Consider the following 16,541-nt stretch of genomic DNA (forward strand, 5'->3'; position numbering starts at 1 on the left):
TCAGCACGTTTATAAGAAGTGTGCCTTTATAAATTGATATTAACGGCTCGGTTTTTAGGCTTACTTTATCAAAAGTAATATAACAATAAGCCCTAACATTTTAATGCTAGGGCTTTTTATTGAGCAATTTAATGAAAACTAACATCACAAAAAAATAAAACAAATAGTGTCATTAAAAAAAGTCTCGTCATAACATCGTAATGAATGAATTAAGATCACACCTTTTAGCTTTAAATACCTATTTCCCGATACATTTAGACATATTTAAACCCGCTATAAATTTGATTACTTTTAAAATGTATTTATTTATTGAAGATGATCACATCGCGCTAAAAATACCGAGTTAGAAACTATCAAACAACACACCATAACCAAGGTAACCAACTGATAATAAATGATTATATCGATGTTACTTTTTCACGAGTGACAATTTGATAAATATTACAACAAGAAGATATGATAGTTACTAACACGTAGTAACTGACTGTCTCAGTTATTAATTCCTTTTAAGTATGCATTCAATTTTGTTAGCCATTACTGCTAACCTTATATATTCCGAGGCTACACATGAAGATGAAACCTTTGGCACTTTCTTTATCGTTAATTATATCGGCATTTCCTGCATTAGCTGATAAACCTAATACTGATCTTCACCTTATGCCCTACCCTCAGCAAGTTACATTGAGTGATTCAAATGGGCTAGTTGTTGACCGTAATTTTTCGGCTAAATTAACCGGATTCACATCAGAGCGATTAGAGTCTGCCGTACAACGTTTAAATAATCGTATTGAACGCCAAACAGGTTTCTTCTTAACCACGCCCATTCAAGCAGCTAATAAAACACCCCAGTTAATTATCAATGTTAAAGCTGGCGCTCCTACAGATGTTCAACAAGAAAAAGAAGATGAAAGTTACAGCCTAGATGTCAGCAGTACCCAAGCAGTTCTTAATGCCAACACACCTTATGGAGCATTGCATGGCATCGAAACATTCTTACAGCTATTACAAAACACACCTAATGGTGCTGAAGTACCGGCAGTTAGCATCGAAGACTCACCTCGCTTTCCATGGCGTGGTGCGTTAATTGATACATCACGCCACTTCATTCCGGTTAATGATATTAAACGTCAAATTGATGGTTTAGCTTCTGCAAAATTTAATACCTTCCATTGGCACCTAACTGACGATCAAGGCTGGCGTATTGAATCTTTGGCCTACCCCAACCTACACGAAAAAGGGTCTGACGGTCTTTACTATACTCGCGAACAAATTAAAGACGTTGTAGCTTATGCTAAAAATCTTGGCATACGTGTGATCCCAGAAGTCGACTTGCCTGGCCATGCATCAGCAATTGCTGCGGCTTACCCAGAGCTAATGACCGAAATAAAAGAGTATAAAATCGAACGTAAATGGGGTGTACATGAACCCTTACTCGATCCAACAAAACCTGAGGTATATACCTTCATTGATAAAATTATTGGTGAAGTCACTGAATTATTCCCAGATAAATACATTCACATTGGTGGCGATGAAGTAAATCCAAAGCAATGGAATAACAGCAAGGCCATACAAGTATTTATGGCCGAGAAAGGACTAAAGGATGCACTCGAGCTACACGCGTACTTTAACCAAGAAGTGGAAGAGATTCTTAAAAAACACGATCGTAAAATGATTGGTTGGGATGAAACTTACCACCCTGACCTACCAAAAAGTATCGTGATCCAATCTTGGCGTGGACACGATTCATTAGGTGAGTCCGCCAATGATGGCTATCAAGGTATTCTATCTACGGGATATTACATCGATCAAGCACAACCCGCAGCCATGCATTACCGTAACGATCCAATGCCTAAACCTTTACAGGTTGATGATAAAGTACACACAGATGAAAGCTGGGAAACGTGGCAATTTGAAGCACCACGTAAACGAGGCAGTGCCGTAACAGGCACATTTACGCTAATCACAGCTAAAGATGGTACTCGCCGTGGCTTTATTGATTACAAAGGCCGTTCACGTCGTGCTGTCTTTGATATTGAAACCACCCAGGGTATTACCTCTTTCTGGATGGATTCCTGGATGGGGCAAACCAAACCGCGTGTTGAGTTACAAGATGGGAAACTCACCGGGCATATGGTTGTAGGTAACGCACAATACACAATGACTGGTCAGAAAATTGCTGGCACTGATATTGAGAACAGCAAATACCCAACAGCACCCTATCCTGTCGCATTAAAGAAAGAGCAAGAACACCTGATCCTAGGCGGCGAAGTTACTCTATGGGCAGAAAATGTTAAGTATGACACCATTGATCTTCGCATGTGGCCGCGATCTTACGTTATTGCTGAACGCTTGTGGTCTGCTGAAAATATTACTGATGTAGACAGCATGTATGAACGCATGGAAACGATGGGTAACTGGGCCACCGTTTCTGTCGGCTTACAGCATGAATGGAATGCTTTAGTTGGCATGAAACGCCTCGCTAATGGTAAAGATATTCGACCACTGCAAGTATTGGCAGAAGCCGTTGAACAAGCACAGTACTATCACCGTCACCACGAAAAATCGACATATGAAAATTATGACCGATTTGATCCCTTAAACCGTTTTGCAGATGCACTTCCACCAGAAAGCCTTGAAGTTCGCCAATTGAATAAGAACGTAACGGCATTTATTGTGAATCCGAAAGATTCCACTGCGAAAATACAAATAGTTGAACAACTGCAAAGCTGGATCGATAACAATGACGCGTTGGTAACAATGATCGACGGTAACTATTTATTAAAAGACATAAAGCCAGTTGTTAAGCATGTTACTCAAGTTTCGCAACTGGGGCTTGATCTTATTAAGCAAATTGAAACTGGGAAACCCTTAACAGCCAACGAGCTGGAGTCAGCTAAAAAACTACTTAACGACGCACAGCAAATTCAAGATGAAGTGGTGGTATCAGCGGCTTACCCTGTCGAAATGCTACTACATGCAGCGTACTAACCAAGATTGCTAAATGAGCCATAAAGCCCTTGACCGATTTGTTCCTCAACGCTCAGGGGCTTTTTATTACCCACCAGATCCCATCCTACCTTTCAGTCATTGCGCCCAACTATTTAACGTGTATTATCGATGCCACTCAACATAATAGACGTGCCACAAAGCCCATAAAAAGTATAGGGTTAACAATTAGGTACGCATTAGTAAATTGTCAGAAAGGAAAAATAGCCATGGAACTTATCGATTTTTTACAAGCCGGATTATTCAGTATAGGCGTACTGCTTTTTGCACTGGCAGGCGGTTGTTTATTTATGATGCTTACAGTAAAAAAAGAACACGTTAAATGCGTTATAGAAAAGCGTATTGAGTTTGGTTTCTTCGGTGGTGCTTGCTTAACATTTTTAGGGTTGATTGCTTACGTATTAGCGTAGAGTATTCATAGCCTCACTCAGTTTCTATACTCTATCTCTGAGCGTTTATACCTCGCTCAGAGCACCTTCAAAGAATCGTTTATCGTCTAATTCAAATAAAATTCAAACACTTCACTATACTTAAAACTTAAGATTTAACTTGAGGATAAAAAGTAATGAAAAAGGCTATATTTCAAATGGTTAAATGCATTTTTTTGCGTGCCATAATATTAAGTTCTATTGTCTCCATGACCTTTATACCTCAAATAGCGTCTGCTAATGAAGGAAGATTTGCAGATAAAAAAGGCGACCTTAAAAATCGTCCACTTCACAGGCAAGATTCGGCACGGGTGAATAAGAACATACAAAACAACGTTAAAAGCAATGACATAAAGATTAAAAATAAAGATGTGAATATTAATCACGTCAATAAAAACAATAACGTTGTCATCAATAATAATCGGCATAATACCGTTGTTGTTCCCTCAAACCGACACCGCACTTACCGTAATGTCGTTGTAGTGCGCCCGCATGGTCATGTCTATTATGGTTATGGAAATTACTACAATGATAACGATGCATGGAAATGGTTAGCATTCACCGCAATAACGTTAAAACTGCTTGATAACCTTAATGAACAACAAGAAAGAGAACACGAAGCAGCGCAGGTGAAAGCCACAACAGCTCCTATTAATGAACAAATTAACTGGAGTGACGGCGGCGCATCAGGTTCAGTCACGGCGACACGTGAAGGTACAACAACCAGCGGTCGTTATTGCCGTGAATTCCAGCAAAAGATCACCGTTGGTGGCGAAAATGAAAATGCTTACGGTACGGCTTGTCAAAATCAGGATGGATCGTGGGAAATAGTATCGACGGGTAGTTAACTGTTCATAGCTAAGTGACGCTTTATTGGACGAATACATATTAAAAAAGAGGCATAATTAATATAATGCCTCCTTTTACATTTTTAATTTAATGTCTAACGTTCCGTTTACCACCAGCAGTCGCTAATGGTTTAAATTATATATTAGACACAGCAACGTTATTCTGTAATCGTTACTTTTTCAACAATGATAGCTTCACACGGTACATCATCATGACCGTATTTAGAGGTTGTTTTCGCATTAGCAATCGCATTAACAACATCCATACCTGCGCTAACCTTTCCAAATACCGCATAACCCCATCCAGCATTGGACGTGGCTGTGTAATCAAGAAAGTCGTTATCATCTAGGTTAATAAAAAATTGCCCAGTCGCCGAATGTGGTGCATCTGTTCGCGCCATTGCTAGGCTACCAACGACATTTTTAAGTCCACGATTCGCTTCATTCACAATAGCATCACGTGTCGGCTTCTCTTGCATGTCGACAGTAAATCCACCACCTTGGATCATGAAACCTTTTATAACTCGGTGGAAAATAGTGCCATCATAAAAACCATCTTGGCAATACTTTAAAAAGTTTCTTGAGCTAACTGGCGTTTGCTTCATATCAAGTTCAATCTCAATATCGCCAAAATTGGTGGTGAAAACAATCATATTTGCTGCACTATGTGGGTATAAATTCAGTATTGTCAGTATACGCAATCACAGCTTACAACTGTAGTGCCTAATTAGAGTCAATGCGTTTACTTTAACGTTACGCTTCAATTGATGAATTGAATTAGCCCTTTGACCAGTGCCTTATGCGATTAATTTCTTCGGTATCGATACTGAGTGACTCTAAAAACTCTTGATGAGCCTCTGGCTCCATTTTTTCAAACTGTATATGCCAATTTTTCATGTCTTGCTCATTAAGGCCTGCTGATTTCATAATTTCAACCCAAGCCGCTTTTGTTAGTTTATTCTGTTCTAATAATGTGGGTTGTTCTAGTAATGTGACGATCGCTTTTTTCTGCTGGCGTAACCTTTGTATTTCTTGTTCCAGAGAATTAAATTGCTCGCACAAAATATGCTCTTGAGGCATATCATCTTGGCGTTCAAGAAGAGGGGCAATGTTGGTAATAGACACCCCATAAGATCGGTAAGCAATAATCGCTTCCAACCTTTTCATCTCATTTTTGCCATACCATCTGTAACCATTATCTGAACGACTCGTTGGCAATAGCAAACCAGCTCTTTCATAATAAAGAATAGTCGTACGTGATATTTGGTACATTTTCGCCAATTGGCTAACCGTTAACATGGCCTGCTCACTTCTTAAATTAACTTTTAAAATCTACAATCAATACGAGTTACGATCATCACTATTCTCCTCTTTATCGGATCTGTTTTTCCCAATATTTTAAAGCGTAAGGTATTAATGCACTTGCGACAATAATCGACACTCCGACTATTGCTAGGCTATTAGGGATTTCTGTAAATAACCAATAACCGAGAGCCAAAGAATAAATCATCTGACTATATTCGACATTAGCAATAATGTTTGCTTCCCCCCATTTATAGGCCGTTACTCCAAGCCACTGAGCTATTGAAGAAATAACCCCCACCAGAATAAGAAGAGTAAATTCGTACATCGTTGGCCACTGCCAAGAAAGCAAACTCGGTATTAAAGCAATAATACCGACAAAAATAGCTTGATAAGTCAGCACTGCCACCCTAGGTTCAGTAGCTGCCATTTTTCTCACACAAATAACAGCAACTGCAGCCCCTAGTGCACCTGTAAGGCCAATCAAGATATAACCTTCCGATGCTTGGCTCATCGAAGGTTGCACAACAAGCATTACACCTACAAAGCCAACAGCTACCATAACGAAACGTGATAAACCCACAGACTCAGTAAGAAATAACCGAGAAATAATTGCAACAAATATCACCTTGGTAAAACCGATTGCTGTTGCATCTGCGAAAGGAATATTACTGACCGTAAGATAACCAAAATACAATGCAACGAATGCCCCGGCTACTCTTAATAAGTGCAATTTAACCATCTTCGGTTTCATCAACACATCGAGATTAACAAGGATTGAAGGTAACAACAGGATCACGAATACCAATTGTCGAAAAAATAAAATTTGAAAAACATCAATGCTTTCACTTAATACTCGAACTAAAGCCCCAACAGTGACAAATAATGCATTGGAGGCCAAAGCCAATGCTATACCTTTGATGGGTGCAGGTAACGTTTTGAAATATGAAAGTAAAGGCTGTGGAATAAATTGCCGTTTAGAAAGTAGCATTGCAGACCTCATAATGAACTGAGGTGCGATGATAAAGCCTACACTTATAGACGGGTCAACGAATAAGGGAGACGTTATTTATCTAATACCTTTCTAGTTTCACTTTATCTACTTCAAGGTCAAGAGAAAATATGATCGCTGTTGTATATATGGCTAATTTTTATCTTCACGCATATTCGACCGGATAGATCGAATGCCTAAGAAGCCAAATAAAAGTAAGATGAAAAAAGGAGCAAGCCATAGTACATACGTTTGAGGGGTAAACTTAGGTTGATACAAAACGAAATCACCAAAGCGGCTCGTCATAAATTCAATGACCTCTTGATCCGTGCTGCCAGAATTGATCATTTGATACACTTTCAAACGTAAATCTTTTGCGACTGGTGAGTTTGATTCAATCAGGTTTTGATTCTGGCATTGTGGGCAGCGTAAGGTTTTGGCTAATTCTAGTGCCCTTTTATGTTCAAGCGGAGAACGAAATTGAAAGGTTTCAACCGATTCGATTAACTGGCTATCAGCGGCAATAAAAATTTGCTCCCCACTGGCTTGAACAGGCGATACCACACTTAATATCAATGTTACAAAACCAAATAAAAAACCTAAATAAGGCACTTGGCGTGGTTTCAAATAGGGACGTATCATGCTTATTCCTTTAATTGGGCAACTAACGGCGCAAATTGTTGCTCCCAAATAGTCGGTGTTAATGCCCCTACATAGCGGTGTCGTATAATACCATTTTCATCAATCAGGTATGTTTCTGGTGTGCCGTACACCCCTAGATCTAATGCTAGCGATCCTTTAGGATCATAAATCACTTTCTTATAAGGGTTACCTGTTTGGGCTAATTCATTTAATGCTGCTTTACGTTCATCACGATAATTTAATCCAATAATGCTTAAAGACTGCTCTGTTACCAATTGCTGTAAATAAGCATGCTCCGACTTACAAATACTGCACCAAGACGCCCAAACATTCAGCAGTTGTACCTCGCCTTTCAAGCTAACTTGAGTAATGTTACCCAACTCTTGTTGCAAGCTAGGCAGAGCAAAATCAGGGACAGGGCGATCCGCTAAAGGAGACACCGTAGGAGCAGATTTACTGTTCATTCCTATTACTAACAAGATGCCAGCTAATGAAGCAAGTACCAATGGAATAAATCGTGTCTTTTTCATTACAGTTACTCTACTTCCACATGATAATTGTTGATGTGAGTTTTGCCTCTTGGCTAAGGCGCTGCAGCTTCTTAGTCATTACCATGATTCTAATACGAGCAAGCACAGCCATAGCACCACCCAACATCATCAACAAACTACCGATCCATAACCAACGAACATAAGGCTTATATTGAATACGCACGGCGTAATCTGTCTTATTGATTTTGTCACCCAACGTTATATAAATATCACCTTTCCAAAACCAATGAATACCCGGCTCACTCATGTTCATTGTTCGCACCGTGTAATGCCGACGCTGTGGCTTAATAAAACCAATACGTTCAACATCATTATCAACGCCATTAATCCGTGTTACTGCAATATTGGCTTGTTCAGCGGTGTAATTCGGACCAATTAATAACTCCGTTTCTTGGTATTCAAACTGATAATCACCCAGAATTAATTGGCTACCCGGCCCCATTCTATTATTAGTTTCTTCAACGTAATAACTGACTAACGTTGCCCCCACAAGCGCAACAGCCACACCAATATGCGCGGTCACCATCGCGAGCTGGCGGCAGCATTGGCTATCAAATTTCCAATGCTTACGTGATTTTTGATCGAAATAAAGCGCCTGTAAGGACGTTAACGTAACCCACAATGCCATGATAAAGGCGACGCAGACTACAAGGTTAATGCCTCGTTCAAACATCACAGATAGTGCAACACCAATGACCACAGAAGCAGAAAGTGGGGCAATAATACGCATGATGAAATTATCTGATGTCGCATTCTTCCATTTTATCAGTGGTGCTAAACCCATGACTGCGAAAACCACGAAACTTAATGGCACGAACAAGCTATTAAAATACGGGGCTCCTACTGAAATATTTCCCAACCCAAACGCTTGGAATATCATTGGATAAAACGTGCCAAGTAAAATAGTAAGCGTCGCAACGGCAAATAAACTGTTACCCGCCAAGAACGCTGCTTCACGCGATAAGAATCCAAACCGGACGGGCTTAATATATTGACCGCCCCTTAAAGCAAACAACGCCAAAGAACTCAACAGCACCACGCCTAGAATACTTAACAACGCCACACCACGGGTTGGATCAACAGCAAATGCGTGCACAGACGTTAGTACACCAGAACGAACAATAAATGTGCCGAGTAAACTTAACGAAAAGGTAAAGATCGACAGCAATAATGTCCAACTGGTTAACGCATTTCGTCTTTCAGTCATTATCAAAGAATGCAGTAAAGCGGTACCCGTTAGCCAAGGCATTAAAGAGGCATTTTCGACAGGATCCCAAAACCACCAACCTCCCCAACCCAGTTCATAGTATGCCCACCAAGAACCCAGTGAAATACCACCGGTTAGAAACACCCACGCAGCTAATGCCCAAGGGCGACTCCAGCCCGCCCAAGGCAGTTCGGATGATGCCGACGTTGTTAACGCAGCAATGGCAAATGCGAAGCTCACCGCAAAACCGACATAACCTAGATACAACATAGGTGGATGAAAAATCAGCCCCACATCTTGCAACATTGGATTTAAATCTCGCCCTTCCATCGGTATTGGCAATAAACGTAAAAAAGGATTCGAGGTAAATAAAGTAAACAAACTAAATGCGGCAATTAACAAAGAAAGAACAACCAACACCCGCCCGATAAAAGCTTCATGCTGCACTTGTTTTTCTGGTTGATTAACGCCTGAAGGGGCTTTGTACTGATAGACAAATGCAACAGCAGCGCTCCAACCTGCAAGTGAAAATAGCCAAAATAGAAATGACCCTTCATGTCCGCCCCATACGGCGGCAATTTTAAACACTTGAGGAAGTTGCGAATTAGAATGATGCGCGATATACGCAACCGAAAAATCATCAACCGCAAAGCTGTAGCCAAGTAATACGATAGAAGATGAGATAGCGAAAAAAGCACCATAGCTTAACGGCCACGCATAGCGGATAAGATATGGGTCTTTCTTAATAAGGCCATACAAAGGGATTGTTCCGCCTAATACAGCGAAAACACACCCAAGTATTAATGCATAATGTCCAACTTCTGGGATCATTAAATTTCCTTTTTTATGCTCTAGAAGTAGTAGGAATATTTATTCTCCATCTTCCAGTAACACACTGTCGCCCGCCTTGCATTTGATCAATAACTGCGGAATTTAAACGAAAAATCGCCACAAATTTCGTGGCGATTTAGATTTCATAGCGCTTAATATTAAACCAGTGTCATTTGTCCAGCGTATAAAATAAAGGTACGTAACATCAACACACCGATAAGGCTAAGGCTAGTTACTAACATGATAAAGGCTTTATTGTGTTTAACACCGTCCGAACTAACGGCATTCAACCCCAATGGCACCAACATGCCTAACCCTATTACCCCATACCAAAACCACGATGCCCAAAAGCCTCCACCAATCGCAGCCATAACCGCCGCTTCTCTTTGTCCACCACCGAAGTAAAGACCAGAAAAGAATGCAAAAAGAACAAACAATTCGAACACCACAACCGGACGTTCAAACTTGTGAATCCATTTTACACTGGCGCTATGCGCTGATTCTTTGAAGCCAATGATACCGAATAGCAAACAAGCAGCCGCTCCCGACGATAAACTCGAGAACAAAAAGAGTATTGGCAATACAGGGTTGTTCAACAATGGGTAGGTTTTTAGTGCTGATAATAAGAAGCCAGTATAAGCCGCTAACATTACCGCTAAGAAGCCTAAGAATAGCTCAATACTATTTTCATATTTGCTAATGATCCCCATTACTTTATCAACAATCGGTAAACGACCGTTCAACAGTTTAAGTAAATCATCTTTAAAAATAATAGCTATCCAAGCAAACAACACCACCATGTAAATTTGGAACAGCATTACCCCCATCGACATGACTGACGATGTATTATAGAAAATCATGATTTTCCAAAATGACCATGGTTTAGTCAGGTGGAAAATTAGAATTACTAAACCAGCAATAATACCAAATGGTGCAAGAATAGCTGTCGCTTTAATGATGCCATTAGTGCTTGGGTGGCCTTGAATAACTTTACGTTTCAAGTATATCGAAATCATTACAGCCCCAGCAGACATGCCCGCTAGAAACAAATAGATTGCGATAATCCAATCCCACACTAAGGAATCAAAATAAAAGGCATCGGCAAAAGTAGTCATCATCCTTTTATCTCCCCTTTTCCGTAAGGCACTTTATATAACTTCGGTGATGTACCTAATTCCACCTTTTGTCGATAAACGGGTTTCTGCTCTAATAACTTCGACACTTCACTGTTTGGATCATTAAGATCGCCAAACGTCAGTGACTTAGTTGGACAAGATTCAACACAGGCCGGCAGTTTGCCTTCCTTCAGATTGGTCTTACGACAAAAATCACATTTATCTGCAGATTTTGTTTCTGGATTAAAGAAACGAACCTTATACGGACACGCAGCAAGGCAATAACCACAACCTACGCATTTGAAAGGATCAACATCGACAATGCCAGTATCAGGATCTTTGAAAGAAGCCCCTGTCGGACAAACATGCACACAAGGTGCATTATCACAATGCTGACAAGAAATCCGAGTGAACTGATAGCTCACATCCGGGTATTCTCCCTGAGGTTCACTGCGCACTATTTCTAGTCGAGAAACACCTTCAGGTACTTTGTTTACTTCACGACAAGCATCAGTACACGCAGTACAGCCAATACACAATGTTTCATCATGTACCATGCCATAGCGTTTAACGCCGTCTTCCATGGTCGCAACTAACGATTGGCGACCAAGTACACCGCTACCAGCGCTAACTCCGGTGGTAAAAATCACCGCGCCAGCACCCGCTAAAAAATTTCGTCTTGAACACGTCATACCATCATCTCCTACTTCTCTTTTTTCTGGTCTGAGTGGCAGTCGACGCACATCTTAATTTTCGACTTTCGATCAATACCTTTCATCGGATCAGTATCTGGGTGCACGGTATGGCAAGAAGCACACGATAAATCCAGCGCATGCACATCATGCGTCCAGTTAACTTCGCGTAAGTCTTTCGGCTCGTGACAGTTTACACATGTATTGTTTTGCTGTTTAATCCACGCAACATCAGCAGCAGGTTTTTCTGAACCGGCAACCGACTGAGCTGGTGCGAATTTTGTCACTACTTTTGCACCATCGCGGTGGTCTTCACCCACATTACTGTGGCAATCAACACACGTTATATCTCGACCCGTTTGTGCATGAATGGCATCACCATGCGCACCTTTTAGTACATCTTTTTCATCTTTATGACACTGCGTACAAGCGTAATCCCTGTCCCTTATAAATTTGACAACATGTTGACCTGACTCTTGATTAATCACGGCAGGGGTCGCGGTTGTGGCGTCCTGTGTGTTCGAGTCCGCGGCAACGTTTATAGAAAAACCAAAAATACACATGGCCACAAAAAATGTAATCATTGTATTCATGGCAACTTTATAATTGCCCATTATTCACCTTTTCTTCTCCATAACTGCTACTCATATACGAATAACAATCGGTGCTTAAATGTAATTTCTGTTTAAACTCTTGATTAAAATCCTGCAAAACGTTTTTCTTTTATTATTTTTCGAATCACTGCTGCTACGAAATAAACACTTTTAAACAAGTGCAACAAAAAGAAATAAAAACTATTTGCAATTGAAATCCATTCTCATTAATCTGATACCATTAGCCACAACGCTTAACATGTTTATTAAATAATATTTTTAAATGTAATAAATTGCGTCAGCCTGCAAATACCCCTTAAGTAGCATTAGAAATGACCTTTTAATGATTAAGATCAAGAAAAACCACAGCCAACCTGCTGATTTTTAAGATTTAAAGGGCAAAGAAAACCGACGATGGCCAACAGGAAAGTAAATACCCAATAAGGGGTATATGCATATTTTTACTGGTTAGATCCCACCAACAAATAAACAGATTTGATCCAAAACAAATATATATTCATTTCCATTAATAACCTTTAATAATTTGCTACTATTGGTTTGAACTCCATCTTTTGTTATTTGAGTTAGCCGCATTCACAACGCTTGGCCTTATTTAATAATTAGAAAACTGGAGTGACACATCGTGAGTAAGAAATGGACGCGAAATACTGCCGCCATGGCAGCTATATTGTCAGCGTTATGCTTATCGACTAATGCGCTGGCAACTTCTGAACAAGCAGTGGCTGATGAAAATCAGACAACTATTCAACAAGAAGGGATGCGCTTTGAGCCTCGCAACGAAAAGTTTGCTGAAGCTCACGCTGAGCAATATAAAAGCTGGAAAGCAACACAAGAGAGCGAAGAGATAGAAGATGCCCTAGTAGGCGATCCTAATATGGTCGTTCTATGGGCTGGATATGGCTTCTCTAAAGACTATAACAAAGCGCGTGGACACTTTTACGCGATTACCGATGTACGTGAAACATTACGTACTGGCGGACCAACAGATGACAAATCTGGTCCAATGCCAATGGCATGTTGGAGCTGTAAAAGCCCTGATGTGGCACGCGTAATCGATGACCGTGGTGAAGATGGCTACTTTGAAGGCAAATGGGCTCGTTTAGGCGCTGAGATCAACAACGCGATTGGTTGTTCAGATTGTCATAACACGGGCAGCGAAGAATTTGCCAAAGGTGGCCCTGCATTGCAGATGTCACGCCCATACGCTGAACGCGCAATGGAAACCATAGGCAAGAAGTTTGAAGATCAATCTCGCTTTGATCAACAAGCGCAAGTCTGTGGTCAATGTCACGTTGAATACTACTTCACCGGTCCAAACAAATCGGTCAAATTCCCTTGGGATAAAGGCACATCAGTTGACGACATGGAAGTGTACTACGACGAGATTGGCTTTAAAGATTGGACGCATGGCGTTTCAAAAGCACCGATGCTAAAAGCACAGCATCCTGGCTATGAAACATGGCGTGAAGGTATTCACGGCAAAAACAATGTGACTTGTATTGACTGTCACATGCCTAAAGTACAAAACGAAGACGGCACAGTATATACCGACCACAAAGTGGGGAACCCATTTGACCGCTTCGACGATACTTGTGCCCAGTGTCATACGCAAACTAAGGCAGCACTTAAAAGTGTCGTAGCATCGCGTAAAGCTAGCGTACTTGAAATGAAGTTACGTGCTGAGAAGCAAATTATTGCTGCACACTTCGAAGCGAAAGCGGCGTGGGATGCAGGCGCAACTGAAGCAGAGATGGAACCTATCTTAATGGATATCCGTCATGCACAGTGGCGTTGGGATTACGCAATCGCGTCTCATGGTGTCCATATGCATGCACCAGAGGTTGCATTACGTATTCTAGGTACTGCGCTTGATAAAGCTGGTGATGCTCGCGCTAAAGTTATTCGCTTATTAGCCACCAAAGGTATTACTGAAGAAATTCAGATTCCTGATATCTCAACCAAAGTGAAGGCACAACAAGCACTTGGTATGGATATGGATAAGATGAATGCTGAGAAAGATGAGTTCTTAAAGACCATCGTGCCAGAGTGGGACAAGCAAGCTGAAGCACGTGAAGCAAAGTACTAATCGTTAGTAACCTATCGAGAGGTAGCTAAAACGTTAATGCTTATCACATATAAAACAAAAGCCAGCATTCGATGCTGGCTTTTTTCGTTTTGGTCAACGTGTATTACACCTAAGTTACCTCAAAGTGATCGTGTCACATCGCTGTTGCATCAATATAGACGTTATGCAAAGTCTAGCTCAATATTAGTACAGCCTTTTTTGCAGCTAATACCAGGTTTGTCACTGGCTTCTGGCGTCACCAATAATAACTGTTGCTTACACTCTTCGCACAATACCTGCTTGCCCTGCATTACCCGTTTAATGATCGCACGTTGATCACCAAAAGATTTCTGTGTTTGCTTGTTTAAACCTGAGAAGTCGAGTTTCATAAAATCGCTGTATCGTTAAGGTACTGAATGATTAACATCCTAAGAATTATCGGGATTTTATGTTGTCTATTACACGCCCGTCATCCTTCAAATATTACCAATACCAATCAAGATAAGTAAATAATCAGATACTTGTCTCTGTTGATATAAGGTGATTGCTCTTAGTATACGGCATAAAGCCTCTCTGTTGGCTCAAAAACCAGAGATAAGAAAGTTGAATAGCTTTTAATAATAGGTTGTACTGGAAAATAAACGTGTTAACGAACTAAAATTTTAGCGCGATTAATCGCAGAAATGAGCGCGACGCGATCTAAATCGGATCGTTCACTGTCTAAGGCTTGCTGCCATGTATCAATGGCTTTTTGGTAGCGGGCATTAAGGAAGTAATCTGATGCTAATAGCATTAAAGCCGGCAGGTTATCGTTATCTAACTGCAAAGCGTAATCTAATAGTTGCTGTATATTTTCAGTCAGTTGTTGACCATTTTGGTAATACTCAGCAGTAGCTTGTGCTGAAAAAACATTGGCTTGAGGGCTATCGGCTAATCGCGCAGAATAACTAAAAGCAAGTGCTGCTTTATCGAATTCACTCACGTACATATACGCATTGCCCAACAAATACCACGCTTCACTGTTTTGCTTATCTTCACGTAGCGTATTTTGAATTTCTTCTATACGCCGTTGGTTAATTTCATTGGCAGTCATACCCGCGAATTCATCATTCGCACTATCAACAGCTAATTCTGCATGGTATGTCGGCGAACCTAACGTGGCATATAAGCAGCCAGAGCCACCAATCAAAACCAAGCTGATAGCAACAGGGATCCATAGGCGTTTATCAGATGAGCGCGACTGTTTCCACCAAATCAACATCAAACTCACGGCGATAAGTAAAACGACACCTGCAAACATCTCTAATCCCGTCCCGAATTCACTCATTTAAAAAGTACTTATCATCCAATGAATTGATGCGTTTATTTTACCTGTTTTCAATGCTAGCAGTAAGAGAATTACCGCTCTAACAGCTTATCCATTAATCTGGATCAACACTTATAAACACCACCAGCATACCTATTATACCAAGAGCGGCCCTAGATTACGCATGACCTAATAAACGGAAATTCCAGTTCTCTACCGTACCGGTTTCGATACGTAACGTTACCTTGTCACGCCAACTGGTCGACAATGCTTCACATTGGTCTAATGCAGCCAAGTATTCAGGGTTCAGCGGCTCACCGAAAAACATGTCGCATACCTGTTTTACGGTAAATGGCTTCTCTGTTTGTTGAATTAACACCAGCTGATCATCATTGCGCACGAAACCCGGTTGAATAACACGATATAACCAGCCACATCGGCTAATGTTTTGCATTTCGACAGATAGCTTGTCGACCTGCCATATTTTATTCAATTTATAACATGGCGAACGTGGTTGGCTTACTTCAACAATGGCTTCACCCCACTGGTAACGGTCACCAATACATACAGTATCTTCGGTCATTCCAAGGGTGCTTATATTCTCGCCCATACCCGGTGCTTGCCAATCACGTTCAGGGTACTGCTGCATCCAATACGCATAATGTTCAGCAGGATAATGATGTACTGCTCTTTCAACACCACCGTGGTGCTTAGGGTCAGCACACTCGTCCCCTTCAAAACCTAATACAGTAAGAAAAACGCTCTCTACAATAAGTGTTTTATCAATAGCGGTATTAAAGTCGTATTGTTGCTTCACTTTACCGAAAAATAATTGATGATTACGTTGCATGGTTACTCTTCCTGTCCTTTTGGGTTAATGCGTACATCACACAACAATGTATTCGCCATATAGTAAAAAGGCTCCCTAAGGAGCCTTTGAAGT

Annotated in this window: 16 protein-coding genes; 4 read left to right on the forward strand and 12 right to left on the reverse strand. The window is 40.8% G+C overall.

The genetic code is table 11. The annotated features are described in order from the left end of the window. The first annotated feature begins 567 nt into the window (after nt 1-567). The 3 genes from C9J48_RS02010 (at nt 568) to C9J48_RS02020 (ending at nt 4,282) form a co-directional block, all read left to right on the forward strand. Nucleotides 568-2,988 (forward strand): beta-N-acetylhexosaminidase, encoded by a 2,421-nt coding sequence (locus C9J48_RS02010; RefSeq protein WP_036803329.1) that lies wholly within the window; start codon nt 568-570, stop codon nt 2,986-2,988. A gap of 227 nt (nt 2,989-3,215) precedes the next feature. Beyond that, complete coding sequence (locus tag C9J48_RS02015) at nt 3,216-3,416, forward strand: hypothetical protein (protein ID WP_006231351.1); 201 nt, start codon at nt 3,216-3,218, stop codon at nt 3,414-3,416. 155 nt (nt 3,417-3,571) lie between these two features. Then, on the forward strand, nt 3,572-4,282 hold the full coding sequence (locus C9J48_RS02020) for an RT0821/Lpp0805 family surface protein (RefSeq protein ID WP_258191551.1): 711 nt from the start codon (nt 3,572-3,574) through the stop codon (nt 4,280-4,282). 158 nt (nt 4,283-4,440) lie between these two features. Here C9J48_RS02020 and C9J48_RS02025 read toward each other — a convergent pair whose 3' ends face one another. The 9 genes from C9J48_RS02025 to nrfB form a co-directional block, all read right to left on the reverse strand. Then, nucleotides 4,441-4,935 carry a peptidylprolyl isomerase gene (locus C9J48_RS02025; protein WP_107281030.1) on the reverse strand — a complete coding sequence of 165 codons (495 nt, stop codon included), beginning with the start codon at nt 4,933-4,935 and terminating at the stop codon, nt 4,441-4,443. A 124-nt stretch (nt 4,936-5,059) separates the two neighbouring features. Further along, nucleotides 5,060-5,581, reverse strand: a complete 522-nt coding sequence (locus tag C9J48_RS02030) for a MerR family transcriptional regulator (RefSeq protein WP_006231348.1) — start codon at nt 5,579-5,581, stop codon at nt 5,060-5,062. Nucleotides 5,582-5,654: 73 nt separating this feature from the next. After that, nucleotides 5,655-6,575 (reverse strand): DMT family transporter, encoded by a 921-nt coding sequence (locus C9J48_RS02035; protein ID WP_006231346.1) that lies wholly within the window; start codon nt 6,573-6,575, stop codon nt 5,655-5,657. 153 nt (nt 6,576-6,728) lie between these two features. Then, on the reverse strand, nt 6,729-7,217 hold the full coding sequence (gene nrfF, locus C9J48_RS02040; RefSeq protein ID WP_006231344.1) for a heme lyase NrfEFG subunit NrfF: 489 nt from the start codon (nt 7,215-7,217) through the stop codon (nt 6,729-6,731). Nucleotides 7,218-7,219: 2 nt separating this feature from the next. Beyond that, nucleotides 7,220-7,747, reverse strand: a complete 528-nt coding sequence (locus C9J48_RS02045) for a DsbE family thiol:disulfide interchange protein (protein ID WP_006231343.1) — start codon at nt 7,745-7,747, stop codon at nt 7,220-7,222. A gap of 10 nt (nt 7,748-7,757) precedes the next feature. Then, nucleotides 7,758-9,806 (reverse strand): heme lyase NrfEFG subunit NrfE, encoded by a 2,049-nt coding sequence (gene nrfE / locus C9J48_RS02050; protein WP_006231342.1) that lies wholly within the window; start codon nt 9,804-9,806, stop codon nt 7,758-7,760. A gap of 158 nt (nt 9,807-9,964) precedes the next feature. Then, nucleotides 9,965-10,921 (reverse strand): cytochrome c nitrite reductase subunit NrfD, encoded by a 957-nt coding sequence (gene nrfD, locus C9J48_RS02055; RefSeq protein WP_036803520.1) that lies wholly within the window; start codon nt 10,919-10,921, stop codon nt 9,965-9,967. After that, on the reverse strand, nt 10,921-11,613 hold the full coding sequence (gene nrfC / locus C9J48_RS02060; protein WP_006231340.1) for a cytochrome c nitrite reductase Fe-S protein: 693 nt from the start codon (nt 11,611-11,613) through the stop codon (nt 10,921-10,923). Before nrfC ends, nrfD begins: the two co-directional genes overlap by 1 nt. Before the next feature lie 11 nt (nt 11,614-11,624). Further along, on the reverse strand, nt 11,625-12,227 hold the full coding sequence (gene nrfB, locus C9J48_RS02065; protein ID WP_006231339.1) for a cytochrome c nitrite reductase pentaheme subunit: 603 nt from the start codon (nt 12,225-12,227) through the stop codon (nt 11,625-11,627). A gap of 622 nt (nt 12,228-12,849) precedes the next feature. Between nrfB and nrfA the strand changes: the two genes are divergently transcribed. Further along, nucleotides 12,850-14,313, forward strand: a complete 1,464-nt coding sequence (nrfA, locus tag C9J48_RS02070) for an ammonia-forming nitrite reductase cytochrome c552 subunit (protein WP_036803326.1) — start codon at nt 12,850-12,852, stop codon at nt 14,311-14,313. A 161-nt stretch (nt 14,314-14,474) separates the two neighbouring features. Here the strand turns inward: nrfA and C9J48_RS02075 are convergent, their stop codons facing one another. The 3 genes from C9J48_RS02075 to C9J48_RS02085 form a co-directional block, all read right to left on the reverse strand. Then, nucleotides 14,475-14,681, reverse strand: a complete 207-nt coding sequence (locus C9J48_RS02075) for a hypothetical protein (protein WP_006231336.1) — start codon at nt 14,679-14,681, stop codon at nt 14,475-14,477. Between the two features lie 257 nt (nt 14,682-14,938). Then, a complete protein-coding gene (locus tag C9J48_RS02080; protein ID WP_006231335.1) occupies nt 14,939-15,619 on the reverse strand; it encodes a TPR domain-containing protein in 681 nt (226 codons plus the stop codon). A 157-nt stretch (nt 15,620-15,776) separates the two neighbouring features. Beyond that, nucleotides 15,777-16,448, reverse strand: a complete 672-nt coding sequence (locus C9J48_RS02085) for an MOSC domain-containing protein (RefSeq protein ID WP_006231334.1) — start codon at nt 16,446-16,448, stop codon at nt 15,777-15,779. Nucleotides 16,449-16,541 lie beyond the last annotated feature (93 nt).

It is taken from the genome of Photobacterium profundum (assembly GCF_003026285.1).
Classification (GTDB): Bacteria; Pseudomonadota; Gammaproteobacteria; order Enterobacterales; family Vibrionaceae; genus Photobacterium; species Photobacterium profundum.